This is a genomic window from Methylobacterium iners (assembly GCF_022179305.1).
Taxonomy (GTDB): Bacteria; Pseudomonadota; Alphaproteobacteria; order Rhizobiales; family Beijerinckiaceae; genus Methylobacterium; species Methylobacterium iners.
Genome location: NZ_BPQP01000096.1, coordinates 1 through 13,963, shown reverse-complemented (window position 1 = coordinate 13,963; position 13,963 = coordinate 1). Strand labels below are relative to the sequence as shown.

Below are 13,963 nucleotides of genomic sequence, written 5' to 3'. Positions count from 1 at the left end.
GACGCGTGAAGGCGCGCAGCGGTTGTCGGCCAATGTTGCGGCCCTGCAAAAAACGGGAGGCGGCTAACGTTCTGCGGAGTTTCGTGGAATTCCAGGCTATGCCCGCTGGGCTGGTTCGAAGTGCAATCAGAGCTGACGCAGATCGACGGCCTTCCCGCTGAACGTGCACGTCGGAAGCCCGGGGTCCTTCGCGGCCCTCAGTGCATGCCGAGGAACTGGCGCAGCTCCGGCGTCTGCGGGTTCGCGAAGACGGTCTCCGGCGGCCCGATCTCGTGCACCCGGCCCTGATGCATGAAGACGACGCGGCTGCAGACCTCGCGGGCAAATCGCATCTCGTGGGTCACCATCAGGAGCGTCATGCCCTCGGCGGCGAGCTCGCGCACCACGGCCAGCACCTCCTGGACGAGTTCGGGATCGAGGGCGGAGGTGATCTCGTCGCACAGGAGCGCCATCGGCTGCATGGCAAGCGCCCGAGCGATCGCGACGCGCTGCTGCTGACCGCCGGAAAGCTGGTCGGGATAGGCGTCGAACTTGTGGGCGAGGCCCACCCGGTCGAGCATTTTTCTCGCGATGACCTCCGCCTCCGCCTTCGGGGTCTTCTTCACCATGGTCTGGGACAGCATCACGTTGCGCCCCGCCGTTAGGTGCGGGAACAGGTTGAAGCCCTGGAAGATCATGCCGACATTGAGGCGCAGGGCCTTGAGGTGGAGGTCGTCGGGCAAGAGTTGCGCGCCGGCCACCTGGATCGAGCCGTCGTCGATCGTCTCCAAGCCGTTGATGCAGCGCAGCAGCGTCGACTTGCCCGAGCCGCTCTTGCCGATGATCGCGATGACCTCGCCGGCCGCGATGTCGATGTTGATGCCCTTCAGGACCTCGTTGTCGCCGAAGCGCTTCTTCACCTCAGTGATTTCGATGAGCGACATTGAGCCTCCTCTCGAGGATCTGGCTCGACTTCGAGAGCGGCCAGCACAGGGCGAAGTAGATGAGCGCCACGAGGCCGTAGACGGTGAAGGGCAGGAAGGTGGCGTTGGTCACCACCGTGCCGGCCTTCGACAGTTCGACGAAGCCGATGATCGAGGTGAGCGAGGTCGCCTTCACCACCTGTACCGAGAAGCCGACGGTGGGCGGTACCGCGATCTTGAGGGCCTGCGGCAGAATCACGTGCCGCATCTGCTGGAAGTAGCCCATGCCGAGGCTCGACGAGGCCTCCCACTGGCCCTTGTGGATCGCCTCGACGCAGCCGCGCCAGATCTCGGAGAGGAAGGCCGCCGTCCAGAGAATCAGCGCCACGCCGGCCGCGAGCCAGGCCGGCACGTCGAGCCCGAGCAGCCCGAGGCCGAAGAAGGCGAGGAAGAGCTGCATCAGGAGCGGCGTGCCCTGGAACAGCTCGATATAGGCCCATGCGAATCGCCTGAGGCCCTTCGCCCTCGCCGTGCGCATGAACAGGATCGCGACGCCGACGAGCCCGCCGCCGATGAAGGAGACCAGCGAGAGCAGGATCGTCCAGCGCGCGGCGAGCAGAAGGTTGCGCAGGATGTCCCAGGTCGTGAACTCGGTCATCGCGCGGGCCTCATCGCAAGGCCCTTATGGGGAAGAGCCACCAGCCGACGCCTCGCAGCGCCTGGCGCAGGGCCAGCGCCAGGGCGAGGTAGATCAGCGTCGTGACGATGTAGGTCTCAAAGGCGCGGAAGTTGCGCGACTGGATGAAGTTCGCCGCGAAGGTGAGGTCCTCGGCCGCGATCTGCGAGACCACCGCCGAGCCGAGCAGCACGATCACCACCTGCGAGGACAGGGCCGGCCAGATCTTCTGCAGCGCCGGGATCAGCACCACGTGCCGGAACACCTGGAGGGGTTTCATCGCGAGGCTCGCGCCGGCCTCGAACTGCCCCCTGGGCGTCGCCTGGATGCCGGCACGGATGATCTCGCAGCTATAGGCGCCGAGGTTGATGATCATCGCGAGGTTGGCCGCCTGCAGCTCGGAGAGCTGGAGCCCGAGGGAGGGCAGCCCGAAGAACACGAAGAAGAGCTGGATCAGGAACGGCGTGTTGCGGATCAGCTCGACATAGACCGCCACGATCCTCCCGAGCCAGCGCGGCCCGAGCGCCCGGGCCCAGGCGCAGGCGGTCCCGAGCGCGATGCCGATGAGCGCGCCGACCGCAATGAGCTGGAGCGTGATGCCGACGCCCTTGAGGAGGACGGGCGCGTATTCGGCAAGCCAGCCAAAATCGAGGCGCATGGTCGAGGTGCCTCCGCGGAGCGGGCCTCAAAGGTCGGCCGGCAGGCTGGTCTTCAGCCATTTCTGGGAGATCGCCTCCAGGCTGCCCTCCTTCTTGGCGCCCTCGATGATCGCGTTGACCTTGGTCAGGACTGCGGGCTGATCCTTCAGCAGTCCGATGTAGCAGGGCGAATTCTTGATCAGGAACTTCAGCTCGGGCCGCTTCGGCGGATTGCGCGCGAGGATCGCGGCGGCGACGACGTTGCCGGTCGCCACCACGTTCACTTGGCCGGAGAGGAAGGCCGAGATGGTCCCGTTGTTGTCCTCGTAGCGCTTGATGGCGGCCGATTCCGGCGCGATCTTCGTGAGCTCCAGGTCCTCCACCGAGCCGCGGGTCACGCCGACGCTCTTGCCGGCCAATTCCTCGGCCTTGGTGACCGCGACGCCCGCCGGCGCGAAGATGCCGTTGAAGAACGGCGCGTAGGCCACCGAGAAGTCGATCACCTTCTCCCGGTCCGGGTTCTTGCCGAGGCTCGAGATCACGAGATCGACCTTGTTGGTCTGGAGATAGGCGATGCGGTTGGCGCTGGTGACCGGCACGAGCTCGGCCTTCACCCCGAGGCCCTTGGCGATGAGGTTGGCCACGTCGATGTCGTAGCCCTGAGGCGTCATGTCCGAGCCGACGCTGCCGAAGGGCGGGAAGTCCTGGGGCACGGCGATGCGCAGGGTCTTCCGAGCGGTGATGTCGGACAGCGCATCGGCGCGCACGGGCAGCGGCGAGGCGAGGCCGGGCACCAGGCCGACGATGGCGGCCAGGGCAAGGAAACGGCGGCGGATCATGCGGCAAATCCTTTCGGCAGAGGGTGTCGCGGGTCGGTCTGCGCATTCAGGCTCTCGCGCAGGCTGTCGAGGGGGTCGGGTTTGGCCGCAAGGTCGAGGCCGGCCTCGACCTTGTCGATGTGCTCAGCCATCAATCGCGCGGCCGCGTCCATGTCGGCGCGTTCGAGCGCCGCGACGATCGCATGATGGTCGGCGTTCGACTCGATGGCGCGCTCGTTGGGCTGGTAGAGCATCGAGATCAGCACGGTGCGGGCGGTGAGGTCCCGCAGCATCTCGATGAGCGACCGGTTGCCCAGGATTTCGGCAAGTCGCGTGTGGAAATCGCCGAGCAGGCAGGTGCCCGCGCAGACGTCGCCCGTCCGCACAGCCTCTCCCTCTGCCGCAAGATGGGCCCGCAGGAGAGCGATCTCCGTTCCGGACAGGGGATGAAGGGCCTGGACGATCCCGACCTCGATGATCCGGCGCGCCTGGAAGGCCTCGCGCGCTTCCTCCACCGAGGGCTCGACCACGTACCAGCCGCGCCGCGCGCTCACCTGGACGATGCCGCGGGCAGCGAGCCGCATCATGGTTTCGCGGATTCGGGTGCGGGAGACGCCGAACAGCTCCGCGAGCTTGACCTCGCCGAGGCGCGTGCCGGGTCCGATCCGTCGGGCGATGATCGCCGAGAGGATCGTCTCGTCCATCGATACGCCCTCTGCGACCTCCATGCATCACAAGCCCATCAGGTTGTATGCAAGAGGCTTAGCAAGGCATGTGCCAGGACCTAGGCCTGGCTTATCGTGCGGAGATGGGGGCGGGTGGATTGGCGTAAGAGCCGCAACGGGTCTCGGGCCCGCGGAGCGGGACGCTACTCTCCTTGGGGAGGGCGCCATCCATCATCTGAAATCAAGGCCACGCGCCGTCGGAGCTCCTGGTACAATGGGTACCAGGAGCTCCGGTTCGTCTTAGCGGTCGCGACGCTCGCGGCGCTCCATCCGCTCGTCGCGCCGCTCCATGCGCTCCTCGCGGCGATCGGGATCGACGCCGACCACGCCACCCACGGTGCCGGTCGCCGCGCCTACCGCGCCGCCGACGACGCCGCCGACCGGTCCGGCCGCACGGTTACCGTCTTCCGCGCCTTGCTCGGCGCCACGCAGGGTGCCCTGCGCCTGAGCCGACGCGCTCAGGGCCAGGGGAGCGATGAGGGCGGCTGCGATCCATAAGGACTTCATGAAAACTCTCCGGTGATGTTTGGCAGGGCGGCCCGCGGCAGTGCCGACGGGCCGGGTCGATGCCGAGTCAACGGCCGAATGCCGGAAAGGTCACAGGGCGGCTGCAATTCCCGCCCAAGCGCCTGCCGCGGGCCCCGGGGCTCCCGCGAGGACCGCACTGCGGTCGTTTGGCCACGGCGGAAGGCGTCGTGCTGGGCTAAGGGCCGCGCATGAATCTTCGACCCTATCAGCGCGCGAGCCTCGATGCGCTCTACGCCTTCTGGCACGCCGGCGGCGGTGCCGGGCTGATCGTGCTGCCGACCGGGGCCGGCAAGGCGCTGGTCATCGCAGCCCTGATCCAGGAGGTGCTGGCCCGGGATCCGGGTCGCAGGATCGTGGTCGTGACCCATACCCGCGAGCTGATCGCGCAGAACCATCGCGAGCTTCTCGGCTACTGGCCCGAGGCACGGGCTGGCATCTACTCGGCCGGCATCGGTCGGCGCGATGGAGATGCGCAGGTTCTGTTCTGCGGAATTCAGTCGGTCTGGAACAAGCCCGAGGCGATCGGCGCCTTCGACCTCGTCATCGTCGACGAGGCTCACCTGATCCCGCGCTCGGCCGAGACGAGCTACGGCCGCTTCCTCGCGGCGCTTCGAGCCCGAAACGCCGGTCTTCGCGTCGTCGGCCTGACGGCCACGCCCTATCGGCTCGACAGCGGCCGCCTCGATGAGGGGCCGGGACGCGTCTTCGAGCGCATCGTCTACGAGGCCAATGTCGGCGACCTGATCCAGCAGGGCTACCTGACCTCCCTGATCTCCAAGGCGACGGCAACCACGCTGGACGTCAGCGGGGTACCCAAGCGCGGCGGCGACTACATCCCGAGCGCGCTCGAAGCCGCGGTCAACCAGGACTGGATCACTCGCGCTGCGGTGGAGGAACTGGTGAGCTACGGGCGCGAGCGGCGCGCCTGGCTCGCGTTCTGCGCGGGCCTTGCCCACGCGGCGGCCGTGCGCGATGCGGTCCGGGCGGAGGGATATTCCTGCGAAACCATCTCGGGAGAGACGGGGAAGCGCGACCGGGACCGCATCATCGCGGCGTTTCGCGGGGGCCGGCTGCGCTGCCTCACATCCGTCGGCGTGTTGTCGACCGGCTTCAATGTGCCGCGGGTCGATCTGATCGCCCTGCTGCGCCCCACCCAGAGCACGGGGCTCTACGTTCAGCAGGTCGGCCGCGCCCTACGGCTCGCGCCGGACAAGACCAATGCGCTGATCTTGGACTATGCGGGCCTCGTGCGCATGCACGGACCGGTTGACATCGTGACCGCCCGCAGCGCCGCCGCGGTCGAGGGCCGCGACGGCCTGCCCCGAGCCAAGCCATGTCCCGGCTGCGGCGCCCTCATCCCTCTGAATGCCAGCACCTGCGAGCCCTGCTGGGTCGAGCCGGAGGGCGACGCGGAGGCGCTCGTCCACGAGGCGGAGGCCGACGATGCGTATCCGATCCTCTCGCGAGAGACGACGGGCTGGCTCGCGGTCTCGAATTGGCAGCTGCTGTCGCGAGCGCGGCGGGGCGGTCCCGACAGCCTGGAAGTCGTGTTCCTGGGCCAATGCGGCCAGCACCACCGGGTCGAGGTTCATCTCGAGCACTCGGGGTACCTGCGCGAGAAGGCCGTGCAATGGTGGCGCCATCTCGGGGGCGGCCGCGATGCGCCGATGACCGTCGCCGCGGCCTTGGCGCAGCAGGACGACCTGATCCGGCCCGAGGCGATCCTGGTCGAGAACGGCGGAAGGCTGACCCAGAGCACCCGCTACCGTTTTTCGGACGGGCGTGTCTTCACGGAAGCCCGCCGGCGGGACGACATCGCTTCTTAGGAGCGAGGGCCGGCGCCCAAATGGATCGAACAGGGCAATGCAACGGTTGATGGGGAAAGGAGCCATACCATGACCCCCTCCCCCTTCAAGACGCTCGATCTCGTCCGCCTGCCCGACGGGCGCGTCGGTTCCGTCGTCGGCGTCTGGAATCTCGGCGAAGCCTACGATGTGGACGTTGGCGAAGTGCGCGAGACCTGGGCCGCGGACGATCTCACGCCGACGGCATAGCCCGGAGCGGCCATCCTCCGTCGAGGCGGCGGGCCGCAAAGCAAACCTGTCCCGGCGCCCAATACCGCGTCGAAGGAGCCGGGACTGGTGAGAACGAGCAACCCTGAGGCTTCGTGCCTCAGAAGGCTGCCTCATAGATCGCCAAGGCGTCTGCTTCGGTGAGCGGGCGCGGATTGTTCGCCAGTAGGCGCGTCTGCTTCATCGCATCCTGCGCCAGCATCGGCAGCACCTCAGGGCCGATCCCCACGGCCCCCAGGCCCTGGGGCAGCCCGAGCTCACGGCTGAGCCGCCTCAGCCCCTCGATCAAGCCGTCGGTCCGCTCCTTGACAGGTCTCTCGGCAAGCCCAGGGAACAGGTCCGGAGCGATCTCGGCGTAAGCCTCCCCGACAACCTCGCGATTGAAGTGCAGCACCTGCGGCAGCACGAGTGCGTTCGAGAGCCCGTGCGGAACGTGGAAATGGCCGCCGATCGGATAGGCCAATGCGTGGACGGCGGCGACCGGAGAGTTGGCGAAAGCCTGGCCTGCCAGCAGCGATCCGAGCAGCATCTTCTGCCTGGCCTCGCGGTTTCCGCCTTCATGGGTTGCCGCGCGGATGTGGGCGCCGAGGAGGCGCAAGGCCTCGCGGGCGAGAGCCCGGGAGACCGGATTGTTGTTGGGCGATGCCGAGGTGAAGGCCTCGATGGCGTGGACCATGGCGTCGATGCCCGTGGCCGCGGTCACGGCGGGCGGCAGGCCGAGGGTGAGATCGGCGTCGAGCACGGCGAGGTCCGGCAGCAGGAGGGGCGAGACCACGCCCTTCTTCTCGGCGCTGCCCGTGGTGACGATGGCGATCGGCGTCACCTCCGAGCCTGTTCCGGCCGTGGTCGGCACGAGCGCCAGCGGCAGGCGCGGACCCTTGGCCAGACCGACCCCGTAAATGTCCTGGGGCCGCTCGCCGCTGCCGGTCACCAGGGCGACGAGCTTGGCGACGTCCATGGGTGAGCCGCCGCCGATCGCGAGCACGCCCGTGGCTTCGTGCGCCTTGGCGCGTGCGACGCCATCGGCGATGTTTGCTTCCGGCGGATCGGCCTCGACACCGTCGAAGATGGCGACCTCGACGCCGGCGCCTGCCAAGCTTGCAAGGGCCGGGGCGAGGAGGCCGAGCCGAAGCAGCCCCGCATCGGTGACGAGCAGGATGCGATCGCCGAGAAGCGGCTTCACGATGCCGGAAAGCCGTGCGCTCGCGCCCGCCTCGACGACGATGGAGCGCGTCGTGTTGAAGCTGAAACTCGACATGCTGGCCCTCTGCATCAGGGTGCGAGATCTCGGACCGGATTGGAGCGCCTATCGCGCTGGGTCGGTCAACCCGATCCCGAAGGATGCGTGACCCCCGGCCGTTCTGCGTTCAACCCGTCGAGGCACGATCCGATCGGCTCGGCTCGGGCTCGCCGCGAAGGGCGGCATCGTAGCCTGCGAGCCATCGCGCGTGGGCGTCCGTACCCTCGGCGTAGGGCGATGCGTCCCGGGCCAGCCCTTTGCCCGGCGCGTAGTAGCCAAGGGCGAAGTGGTCGAGATTGTCGTCGGGCGATTCCATCATTCTTCAGAGCCTCGATGTGCCTGGTCTCGCGGGGTTCACTGCGCCGCCGCCGGAGGCGAGGGCATCGGCGATCCGTTGCGACCTCGGCGGGGTTGCTCGACGCTTCGCCCTCAACCGTCGCCGTCCCGCCATGTTCCTGCCACCGCAGGCGAGCGCGGCCGTTCCCTCGGCCGACGCTTCGAAATCCGGCCCGGATGCTGCTGCCCCATCATCCAAACGTCCTCTCCGCGCGTTTCCTTCGCGAGGCCGCACGGCGCGGCCGTGTTCATGCGTGAGGTGAACGAGATGACGAGAAAGATCGCACGAGCCGCCCTTGCTGCGGCGGGCCTGAGCGCCGGGGGGTTCCTCGGCGCCGCATCCGTGCAGGCTGCCGATTACGAGTACGATGCCTACGATGCTCCTCGGACCGTGGTGACGCGGCGGACGGTCGTGGAACGGCGCGTCGTTGACCCGCCGCGCGAGGTCGTGCGCGAGGTCATCGTCGAGCGTCCCGTGGTACGCCCGACCCGCATCGTCCGTGAGGTCGTCGTGGAGCGTCCCGTACCGTACCGGCCACGGCCGGTGGTCCGGGAGGTCGTGGTCGAGCGCGACGGCTTCTACGGACCGCGTCGGTTCGGGCCGCGCCCGGTCGGCTACGGCTACGGACCCGATTTCGACCCCTACGACTGACGACGCATCGTGAGCCGCGGGCGCCTAACACGACGACCGGCGGCTCACGTATCCGGATCACGTTGCTCGCGGCGGTCGCTTGGTCCTACTTGTGCGGATGACCGAGAAACTCACGACCGCCGCGCTCTGCCAACTCGAGCTCATTGCCGAGCACGAGGTCGACGCCGCCGTCGACGCCTACATGGCCGATCCCCTGGCGCCCACCTTCGTCTTCCGGGAGGGCTACCGGCTCAATCTCGCCAAGGCGGTGCGGAGACATCCCGGCGCCGACGATGTCGTGAGCAGGGGCAAGGTCGGCCCCGCGCTGGTGCGCCCCTTTGTGCGCGCCGCGATCCTGCAGGCGCGGCCGGATAGGGGCTGAACCACGCTGCCGGCCTGCAAGCCGCCTTGAGGACATCAGCCGGATCGTCCGCTACCGCCCCAGCCTCCTGGCGCTGCTCTTCACGCTTCCGGCTGGCGGTCAACGCGCGGGCGGGACCGCCAATACGTCGGCCATGGTGATGGGCTTGGTCGCCTTGTTGCACAGGTGCAGCAGGGTGGACTGCCGGAAGCGCAGATCGCCCGTGACCTCCTCGCCCACCCAGTCCGGCTTGGCGAAGGGCTGATCCTCGTCCTCCAACTCGAGCTCCGCCAGGACGATCCCGGCCAGCGAGCCTCGGAAGACATCCACCTCCCAGACGAGCCCGGCATGCGGCACGCAGAACCGGTCCTTCTCGATGAGGCACCCCGTGCAGACGGTCTGCAGCATGTCCGCCGCGTCGTCCCGCGGGATCTCGTACTCGAATTCGGGCCGCGCGATGCCGTCGGCGCGTGCCCCCTTCACGGTGAGCCAGGCCCCATCCTGGTCCAGGCGCACCCGCACCTTGCCGCGTCCGAACTGGCCGATCAATCCGTCCTTGAGGTGCCGCACACGCGTCGCGGCGTTGCGCCAGCCGTCGTGGGTGACGAGGAACTTCCGCTCGATTTCAAACCGCATGCAACACGTTGATGACCTGAGGACATGGGAACCGTACCAGCCATCGTCCGAGAGGCAATCCGAGGCGCGCGGCTCGATCGGTCTGAGCGCGACCGCCGGTTCCTGAGTCGGGGCGAATGGCGCAGCGGCGGAGGATCGATGTGAACGTCGCGCCGCGCCGATCCAGGTGCGACGGTCACGCTCACTCGGGCCCTCCCTCGTGGCAGGGCCTCCGTCGGAGAACGGAGCCGACGCCAGTAGGATGCATCGTCGAACGTGGGAAGGGCTGCGGGACCGCGCCGACCTCGGGAGCGAACGTCGTCTCGTCGCTCTACCGGCCACCCTGTGCCGATCGCCGCCATCACCCGTGCAGGGCAATGCATCGCCCCGCAAGGCAATCGAAGGACCGTCCTCCTTGGCGTGCGTCGGAACGGTACTGACCGAGCGAGGTTGGATTCTCTCCCGCCCGCGGACGCAGCGAGGCTTATTGTGCGCACCGACAAGCGACCCTCACGCCGCCTCTTGCTGCAAGCCGGGGGAGCCGTTGCCACGGGCGCGATGCTCCAGATGAACGGAGCCCTTGGCGAGGAGGCGGGTCCCGGCGCGCCGACCGATGCCCCAACGGGTCGTCGACCGGCTTCCCTCGATCCGGACTACTTCAAAGGCATGTACGCCACCGACCCCGACCCCTGGCGCTTCGCCACGAGCGCCTACGAACGCGACAAGTACGCGGCCACGCTCGCGGCCCTGCCGCGGCCCCGCTACGTGTCCGGTCTCGAGGTGGGTTGCTCCATCGGCGTCTTCACGCACCAACTGTGTCCTCGCTGCGATGCACTGATCGGGCTCGATGTGGTGTCCTCCGTTCTCGAAGCGGCTCGTGCGCGCTGCGCAGATTGTCCGAACGTGAGCTTCAGGCTCGCCGCCGTCCCCGGCGATTGGCCGGACGGGCATTTCGACCTGATCATGATCTCGGAGGTGGCCTATTATCTCGACCGCGCCGATCTCGCTCGCCTCGTCGCGCGCGTCGAGGGGGCGCTGCTGCCGGATGCCGACATCGTTCTGGTTCACTGGCTCGGCGTCACCCATTATCCGCTTTCCGGCGACGATGCGGCCGAAGGCTTCATCGCGGGTGCGCGGGGCTTTGCGCGAGTCCTGAAGCAGTCGCGAACCGCCGAGTACCGGCTCGACGTATTGCGCGCAACCAAGTCCGACGCACGCTCGGCCCAGTGATGACGATCGGCGCCCGGTAGGCACCGCGATCGGCGATGTCGTACAAGGTCAACCTGGGAGAACGAGGCGTCTCACGGCTGTCTGGCCTTCCGAGCCTTGCGTCGCGCTTGGTTCGTCGCGACGCCGTACAGCAGGAGGCCCGCCAGCATCATGACAAAGCCTGCGAGCGACTGGAATGGTCGTACGGCGACGAGGTGGACCATCATGAACAGCGTGACGGAGAGGAAGATCATCGGTGTGACGGGATAGCCCCAAGCCCGACAGGGCCGCGGCAGATCGGGTTGCGTGATCCGCAGCTTGACCAGCCCCAGCACGGCCAGGAACGAGCAGAAGGTCAGGCTGAACTGCACGAAGTCGAGCACCGCCTCGAAGCTTTGCGTGAGCAGCAGAAGGCTGGCGATGACGCATTGGAGCAGGATTGCGGCTGTGGGCACGCCGCTGTGTGAGCGGCGCGCGAACAGGCGCAGCAGCTCCACGTCCTCGCCCATCGTCACCGTCACGCGCGGGCCGATCCACATCATCGCACTGATCGTCGGGATCAAACCGATGCAGATCAGGCCGCCGACAATGCGGCCGCCCTGCTCGCCGAAGATATGCTGCCCACTGATCAAGGCGACATCGACCTGGCCGGCGAGCTCCGGAAGCGGCGTGGTGTAGAGGAACACCGCGTTCAGCGCGACGTAGAGTACGAGCACAAGGCCTGTCCCGACGAAGAGCGCACGCGGCAGGCTATACCGCGGATCGGCGAGCTCGCCCACGATGTAGGTCGCGGCGTTCCATCCCGAGTAGGCGTACATCACGAATACGAGGCTGAGCGCGAAACTGGCGCTGAAGATCTGCGCCGGGTCGAACGTGGTGGGGGTGAAACTGATCGGCTGTCCTCCGCCCCTGGCAAAGCCCACCCCGATGAAGGCTGCGATCAGCGCGAGCTTGAGAAGCGTGAACCCGACCTGGAACGTGCTGCCCTGGCGCGTTCCGCGCAGGTGAACGATCGAGACGATCCAGATCACTGCGAGACCGAGCAGGAGGGGTGGCGCGCCCGGCAGGATCGCCTTGGCGTATTGTCCGAAGGCCATGGCCGCGAGCGCCACCGGTGCGGCAAAGCCGACGGTAGCCGAGAGCCAGCCCGCCATGAAGCCGACCGCCGGGCCGTACATGCGGGTGAGAAAGTTGTACTCGCCGCTCGAGCGGGGAAACATCGTAGCCAGCTCGGCGTAGCAGAAGGCCCCGCAGAGCGCGACCACGCCGCCGACGAACCACAGCAGCAGCAGCGCGAAGCCGGTCGAGATGTCCTTCACCTGGAAGCCAAGGCTGGTGAAGACGCCGACACCGATCATGTCGGCCACGACGATGGCCGTCGCCGTCAGGGTCGAGACGGCCGGTGAAGTTCTGGCAGCGCCTGAATTGCCGGTCATGCCTCGTGTCCGCCGTGGTGCTCAAGGGACCATTTCCGACCCGACTGTGCCATTGGAGGTGCGTGAATGCATTGTCTGAAGCGGACATCCGTCGCGCGAGGGCTGCCGATCCTACCCACGGGCACATCGTTCGATCCGGGCAGGCTGACATGCGCGGCGACCACCGCTGTTGTTCGCTCTGCCGGGCTCGGGCGCGGACCCGAGGTTGTCATTCGCGGCACGAGCGCTCCCAAGGTCTCGGGTCTCCTTCACCGCCCTGGCGCGAACGCCTCCTCACCTTCAAGCCCGTCAGAACCGAACCCGCCATCCGCTCACGAGCGGATGGCGGGACGGCTGGAGCGGTTGCGTTGTGTCGTTTGCTGAACCTCTCCGTTCAGCCGGTTGAGGCCAAGCCCGAGGGCGATCATCCCCGAGATCGGCGTGAAGCACGGTGTCGGGGCCTCGAGCGTCGTATTCGCCAGCCAACTCGTGGTGTGATGGCCGAGGTCGAAGCGCGGTCCGCCGGTAGCATGGTCATCATTCACGCTCGGGTGATCCGCAGAGAGCGAAGGTCCTGAGAACCTGCAGATCTGGAACCGGCTATCTATCCAGCGGTTCAACAAGGTAGCTCTTGCAAAGTCTACGAGCAGGCAGGTGAAGGCCAATGGCGAAGAAGAAAGCTAAGATTCCCAAGACACTCGCTGGGTGGCCTGTGCCCAGGCGCTTGCGCAAGTCAGGTATTGTTAGCGCGATCCTCGGTCACCCGCAGGCGCGAACCATCTTGGCCGAAATCCTCGTTGCGGCCGCTGGCGCTGCTGCAACGGCTCTGAACAGGCATCAGCCGACCGGCACGCATGCCTTGCACGCTGGCGGATCGCCGCCGACCGCCGGGAATCCCTCCCCATCCGTCACTTCAGAACTGGCCAAGTCGGCCGCTGGAGCTCTGGGGCACTTGGCTCTGGACGTCGTGGAGCAGGTGTTGCCACGCAAGGAGGTGAAAAAGCTCAAGGGCAAGAAGAGCAAAGGCGATGACCGCGCGGAGCGTCGAACGCGCGACGAGCGGCCTGCACGACATCACTAACGATGGGGCTGGTCATGCGGAAGCGCGATCGGCCTCGCTTGCGATTACCCAATACCGCAGCATTTGCATCCTGAGCCTCGCAACCGTCGAACCGGTGTCGTCAGCGCCTCCGAGTATTGATTTCGACAACACAAAGCTGCCCCTGTTAAGCCTTTCCCGGTGCCCGCTTCTCCTACAACCAGCCTTGATCCGCATCGATTGCCGCAGCGTACCCGTTTAGTGATCCTACCCGGCCGTGATCGTTGTCGATCGGACCTTCAGATGTCCTTGCGGAGCGTCGTATGAAGTCTGCCAGCATGACGTCGGCGTTTGACCCGATGAGGTAGCTGGAAGGTTCGGAGATCCTTGCTCCGACGCACGCCCGTTCATCTAGATCGCGCCGCCGCCGGCCTTATCCTCAGTGTCGAGTTTAGCCGACGTTGCCGGCGCCGAAGGTGGTGTCGGCTTGGGCGGAGCGGCCCTCGTAGAGGCCGAATTGCAGGTAGTGGGTCATGGGATCGATGCCCGCCGCCCGCACGTCCGAGTAGGCGGCGAGGTAGGCCGAGCTGTCGAAGCCGGCGGAGGGGTCGCGACCCTCGCGGAAGCCGAACTGGGTGTAGTGCGTCAGCGGGTTCACGCCGGCCGCGGCGACGTCGGTGTAGCGGGCCAGGTAGGCGTCGGTGTCGAAGATCGCGTTGGCGTCCCGGCCTTCCCGCGCGCCGAAGTTGGTGAAGTGG

General features: G+C 67.3%; 17 protein-coding genes and 1 pseudogene. 6 read left to right on the top strand and 12 right to left on the bottom strand.

The annotated features are described in order from the left end of the window. Positions 1–197 precede the first annotated feature (197 nt). From MFF55_RS24255 to MFF55_RS24230, 6 genes are all read right to left on the bottom strand, one after another. Positions 198–923 carry an amino acid ABC transporter ATP-binding protein gene (locus MFF55_RS24255; RefSeq protein ID WP_238246681.1) on the bottom strand — a complete coding sequence of 242 codons (726 nt, stop codon included), beginning with the start codon at positions 921–923 and terminating at the stop codon, positions 198–200. Continuing rightward, the gene (locus tag MFF55_RS24250; protein ID WP_238246680.1) at positions 901–1,560 is read right to left on the bottom strand and encodes an amino acid ABC transporter permease; all 660 of its coding nucleotides are present in this window, start codon (positions 1,558–1,560) and stop codon (positions 901–903) included. Before MFF55_RS24250 ends, MFF55_RS24255 begins: the two co-directional genes overlap by 23 nt. A 10-nt stretch (positions 1,561–1,570) precedes the next feature. Continuing rightward, positions 1,571–2,236, bottom strand: a complete 666-nt coding sequence (locus tag MFF55_RS24245) for an amino acid ABC transporter permease (protein ID WP_238246679.1) — start codon at positions 2,234–2,236, stop codon at positions 1,571–1,573. Between the two features lie 27 nt (positions 2,237–2,263). Beyond that, a complete protein-coding gene (locus MFF55_RS24240) occupies positions 2,264–3,055 on the bottom strand; it encodes a transporter substrate-binding domain-containing protein (protein ID WP_238246678.1) in 792 nt (263 codons plus the stop codon). Continuing rightward, on the bottom strand, positions 3,052–3,738 hold the full coding sequence (locus tag MFF55_RS24235; protein WP_238246677.1) for a GntR family transcriptional regulator: 687 nt from the start codon (positions 3,736–3,738) through the stop codon (positions 3,052–3,054). The genes MFF55_RS24240 and MFF55_RS24235 overlap by 4 nt, the downstream gene beginning before the upstream one ends. A 261-nt stretch (positions 3,739–3,999) precedes the next feature. Continuing rightward, complete coding sequence (locus tag MFF55_RS24230; protein ID WP_238246676.1) at positions 4,000–4,266, bottom strand: hypothetical protein; 267 nt, start codon at positions 4,264–4,266, stop codon at positions 4,000–4,002. 209 nt (positions 4,267–4,475) lie between these two features. Between MFF55_RS24230 and MFF55_RS24225 the strand changes: the two genes are divergently transcribed. Both MFF55_RS24225 and MFF55_RS24220 read left to right on the top strand, forming a co-directional pair. Next, positions 4,476–6,113 carry a DEAD/DEAH box helicase gene (locus MFF55_RS24225; protein ID WP_238246675.1) on the top strand — a complete coding sequence of 546 codons (1,638 nt, stop codon included), beginning with the start codon at positions 4,476–4,478 and terminating at the stop codon, positions 6,111–6,113. Between the two features lie 69 nt (positions 6,114–6,182). Then, positions 6,183–6,341 carry a hypothetical protein gene (locus tag MFF55_RS24220; protein ID WP_238246674.1) on the top strand — a complete coding sequence of 53 codons (159 nt, stop codon included), beginning with the start codon at positions 6,183–6,185 and terminating at the stop codon, positions 6,339–6,341. Between the two features lie 118 nt (positions 6,342–6,459). Here the strand turns inward: MFF55_RS24220 and MFF55_RS24215 are convergent, their stop codons facing one another. Then, positions 6,460–7,617, bottom strand: coding sequence for an iron-containing alcohol dehydrogenase (locus MFF55_RS24215; RefSeq protein ID WP_238246673.1), 1,158 nt, complete (start codon positions 7,615–7,617; stop codon positions 6,460–6,462). Positions 7,618–7,726: 109 nt separating this feature from the next. After that, the gene (locus tag MFF55_RS24210) at positions 7,727–7,918 is read right to left on the bottom strand and encodes a ribosome modulation factor (protein WP_306421472.1); all 192 of its coding nucleotides are present in this window, start codon (positions 7,916–7,918) and stop codon (positions 7,727–7,729) included. 285 nt (positions 7,919–8,203) lie between these two features. On the opposite strand from MFF55_RS24210, the gene MFF55_RS24205 reads away from it, so the two are divergent. Beyond that, positions 8,204–8,587, top strand: coding sequence for a hypothetical protein (locus MFF55_RS24205; protein ID WP_238246672.1), 384 nt, complete (start codon positions 8,204–8,206; stop codon positions 8,585–8,587). Positions 8,588–8,684: 97 nt separating this feature from the next. Beyond that, entirely contained in the window at positions 8,685–8,948 is a 264-nt protein-coding gene (locus MFF55_RS24200; protein WP_238246671.1) for a hypothetical protein, read from the top strand. Between the two features lie 99 nt (positions 8,949–9,047). On the opposite strand, the gene MFF55_RS24195 is transcribed toward MFF55_RS24200, so the two are convergent. Then, positions 9,048–9,563: a CYTH domain-containing protein gene (locus tag MFF55_RS24195; protein ID WP_238246670.1), complete on the bottom strand. Its 516-nt coding sequence runs from the start codon at positions 9,561–9,563 to the stop codon at positions 9,048–9,050. Between the two features lie 546 nt (positions 9,564–10,109). Here MFF55_RS24195 and MFF55_RS24190 point away from each other — a divergent pair. After that, complete coding sequence (locus MFF55_RS24190; RefSeq protein ID WP_238246682.1) at positions 10,110–10,772, top strand: SAM-dependent methyltransferase; 663 nt, start codon at positions 10,110–10,112, stop codon at positions 10,770–10,772. 71 nt (positions 10,773–10,843) lie between these two features. Here MFF55_RS24190 and MFF55_RS24185 read toward each other — a convergent pair whose 3' ends face one another. Both MFF55_RS24185 and MFF55_RS24180 read right to left on the bottom strand, forming a co-directional pair. Continuing rightward, the gene (locus MFF55_RS24185; RefSeq protein ID WP_238246669.1) at positions 10,844–12,187 is read right to left on the bottom strand and encodes an APC family permease; all 1,344 of its coding nucleotides are present in this window, start codon (positions 12,185–12,187) and stop codon (positions 10,844–10,846) included. Positions 12,188–12,498: 311 nt separating this feature from the next. Continuing rightward, on the bottom strand, positions 12,499–12,711 hold the full coding sequence (locus MFF55_RS24180; RefSeq protein ID WP_238246668.1) for a hypothetical protein: 213 nt from the start codon (positions 12,709–12,711) through the stop codon (positions 12,499–12,501). A gap of 119 nt (positions 12,712–12,830) precedes the next feature. Between MFF55_RS24180 and MFF55_RS24175 the strand changes: the two genes are divergently transcribed. Beyond that, positions 12,831–13,247, top strand: a complete 417-nt coding sequence (locus tag MFF55_RS24175) for a hypothetical protein (protein WP_238246667.1) — start codon at positions 12,831–12,833, stop codon at positions 13,245–13,247. Positions 13,248–13,656: 409 nt separating this feature from the next. On the opposite strand, the pseudogene MFF55_RS24170 reads toward MFF55_RS24175, so the two are convergent. Next, a pseudogene (locus MFF55_RS24170) lies at positions 13,657–13,963 on the bottom strand (calcium-binding protein); the annotation flags it as partial.

Coding starts and splice junctions, on each gene's coding strand:
- MFF55_RS24255 (WP_238246681.1), bottom strand. CDS start 923: ATGTCGCTCATCGAAATCACTGAGGTGAAGAAGCGCTTCGGCGACAAC.
- MFF55_RS24250 (WP_238246680.1), bottom strand. CDS start 1,560: ATGACCGAGTTCACGACCTGGGACATCCTGCGCAACCTTCTGCTCGCC.
- MFF55_RS24245 (WP_238246679.1), bottom strand. CDS start 2,236: ATGCGCCTCGATTTTGGCTGGCTTGCCGAATACGCGCCCGTCCTCCTC.
- MFF55_RS24240 (WP_238246678.1), bottom strand. CDS start 3,055: ATGATCCGCCGCCGTTTCCTTGCCCTGGCCGCCATCGTCGGCCTGGTG.
- MFF55_RS24235 (WP_238246677.1), bottom strand. CDS start 3,738: ATGGACGAGACGATCCTCTCGGCGATCATCGCCCGACGGATCGGACCC.
- MFF55_RS24230 (WP_238246676.1), bottom strand. CDS start 4,266: ATGAAGTCCTTATGGATCGCAGCCGCCCTCATCGCTCCCCTGGCCCTG.
- MFF55_RS24225 (WP_238246675.1), top strand. CDS start 4,476: ATGAATCTTCGACCCTATCAGCGCGCGAGCCTCGATGCGCTCTACGCC.
- MFF55_RS24220 (WP_238246674.1), top strand. CDS start 6,183: ATGACCCCCTCCCCCTTCAAGACGCTCGATCTCGTCCGCCTGCCCGAC.
- MFF55_RS24215 (WP_238246673.1), bottom strand. CDS start 7,617: ATGTCGAGTTTCAGCTTCAACACGACGCGCTCCATCGTCGTCGAGGCG.
- MFF55_RS24210 (WP_306421472.1), bottom strand. CDS start 7,918: ATGATGGAATCGCCCGACGACAATCTCGACCACTTCGCCCTTGGCTAC.
- MFF55_RS24205 (WP_238246672.1), top strand. CDS start 8,204: ATGACGAGAAAGATCGCACGAGCCGCCCTTGCTGCGGCGGGCCTGAGC.
- MFF55_RS24200 (WP_238246671.1), top strand. CDS start 8,685: ATGACCGAGAAACTCACGACCGCCGCGCTCTGCCAACTCGAGCTCATT.
- MFF55_RS24195 (WP_238246670.1), bottom strand. CDS start 9,563: ATGCGGTTTGAAATCGAGCGGAAGTTCCTCGTCACCCACGACGGCTGG.
- MFF55_RS24190 (WP_238246682.1), top strand. CDS start 10,110: ATGAACGGAGCCCTTGGCGAGGAGGCGGGTCCCGGCGCGCCGACCGAT.
- MFF55_RS24185 (WP_238246669.1), bottom strand. CDS start 12,187: ATGACCGGCAATTCAGGCGCTGCCAGAACTTCACCGGCCGTCTCGACC.
- MFF55_RS24175 (WP_238246667.1), top strand. CDS start 12,831: ATGGCGAAGAAGAAAGCTAAGATTCCCAAGACACTCGCTGGGTGGCCT.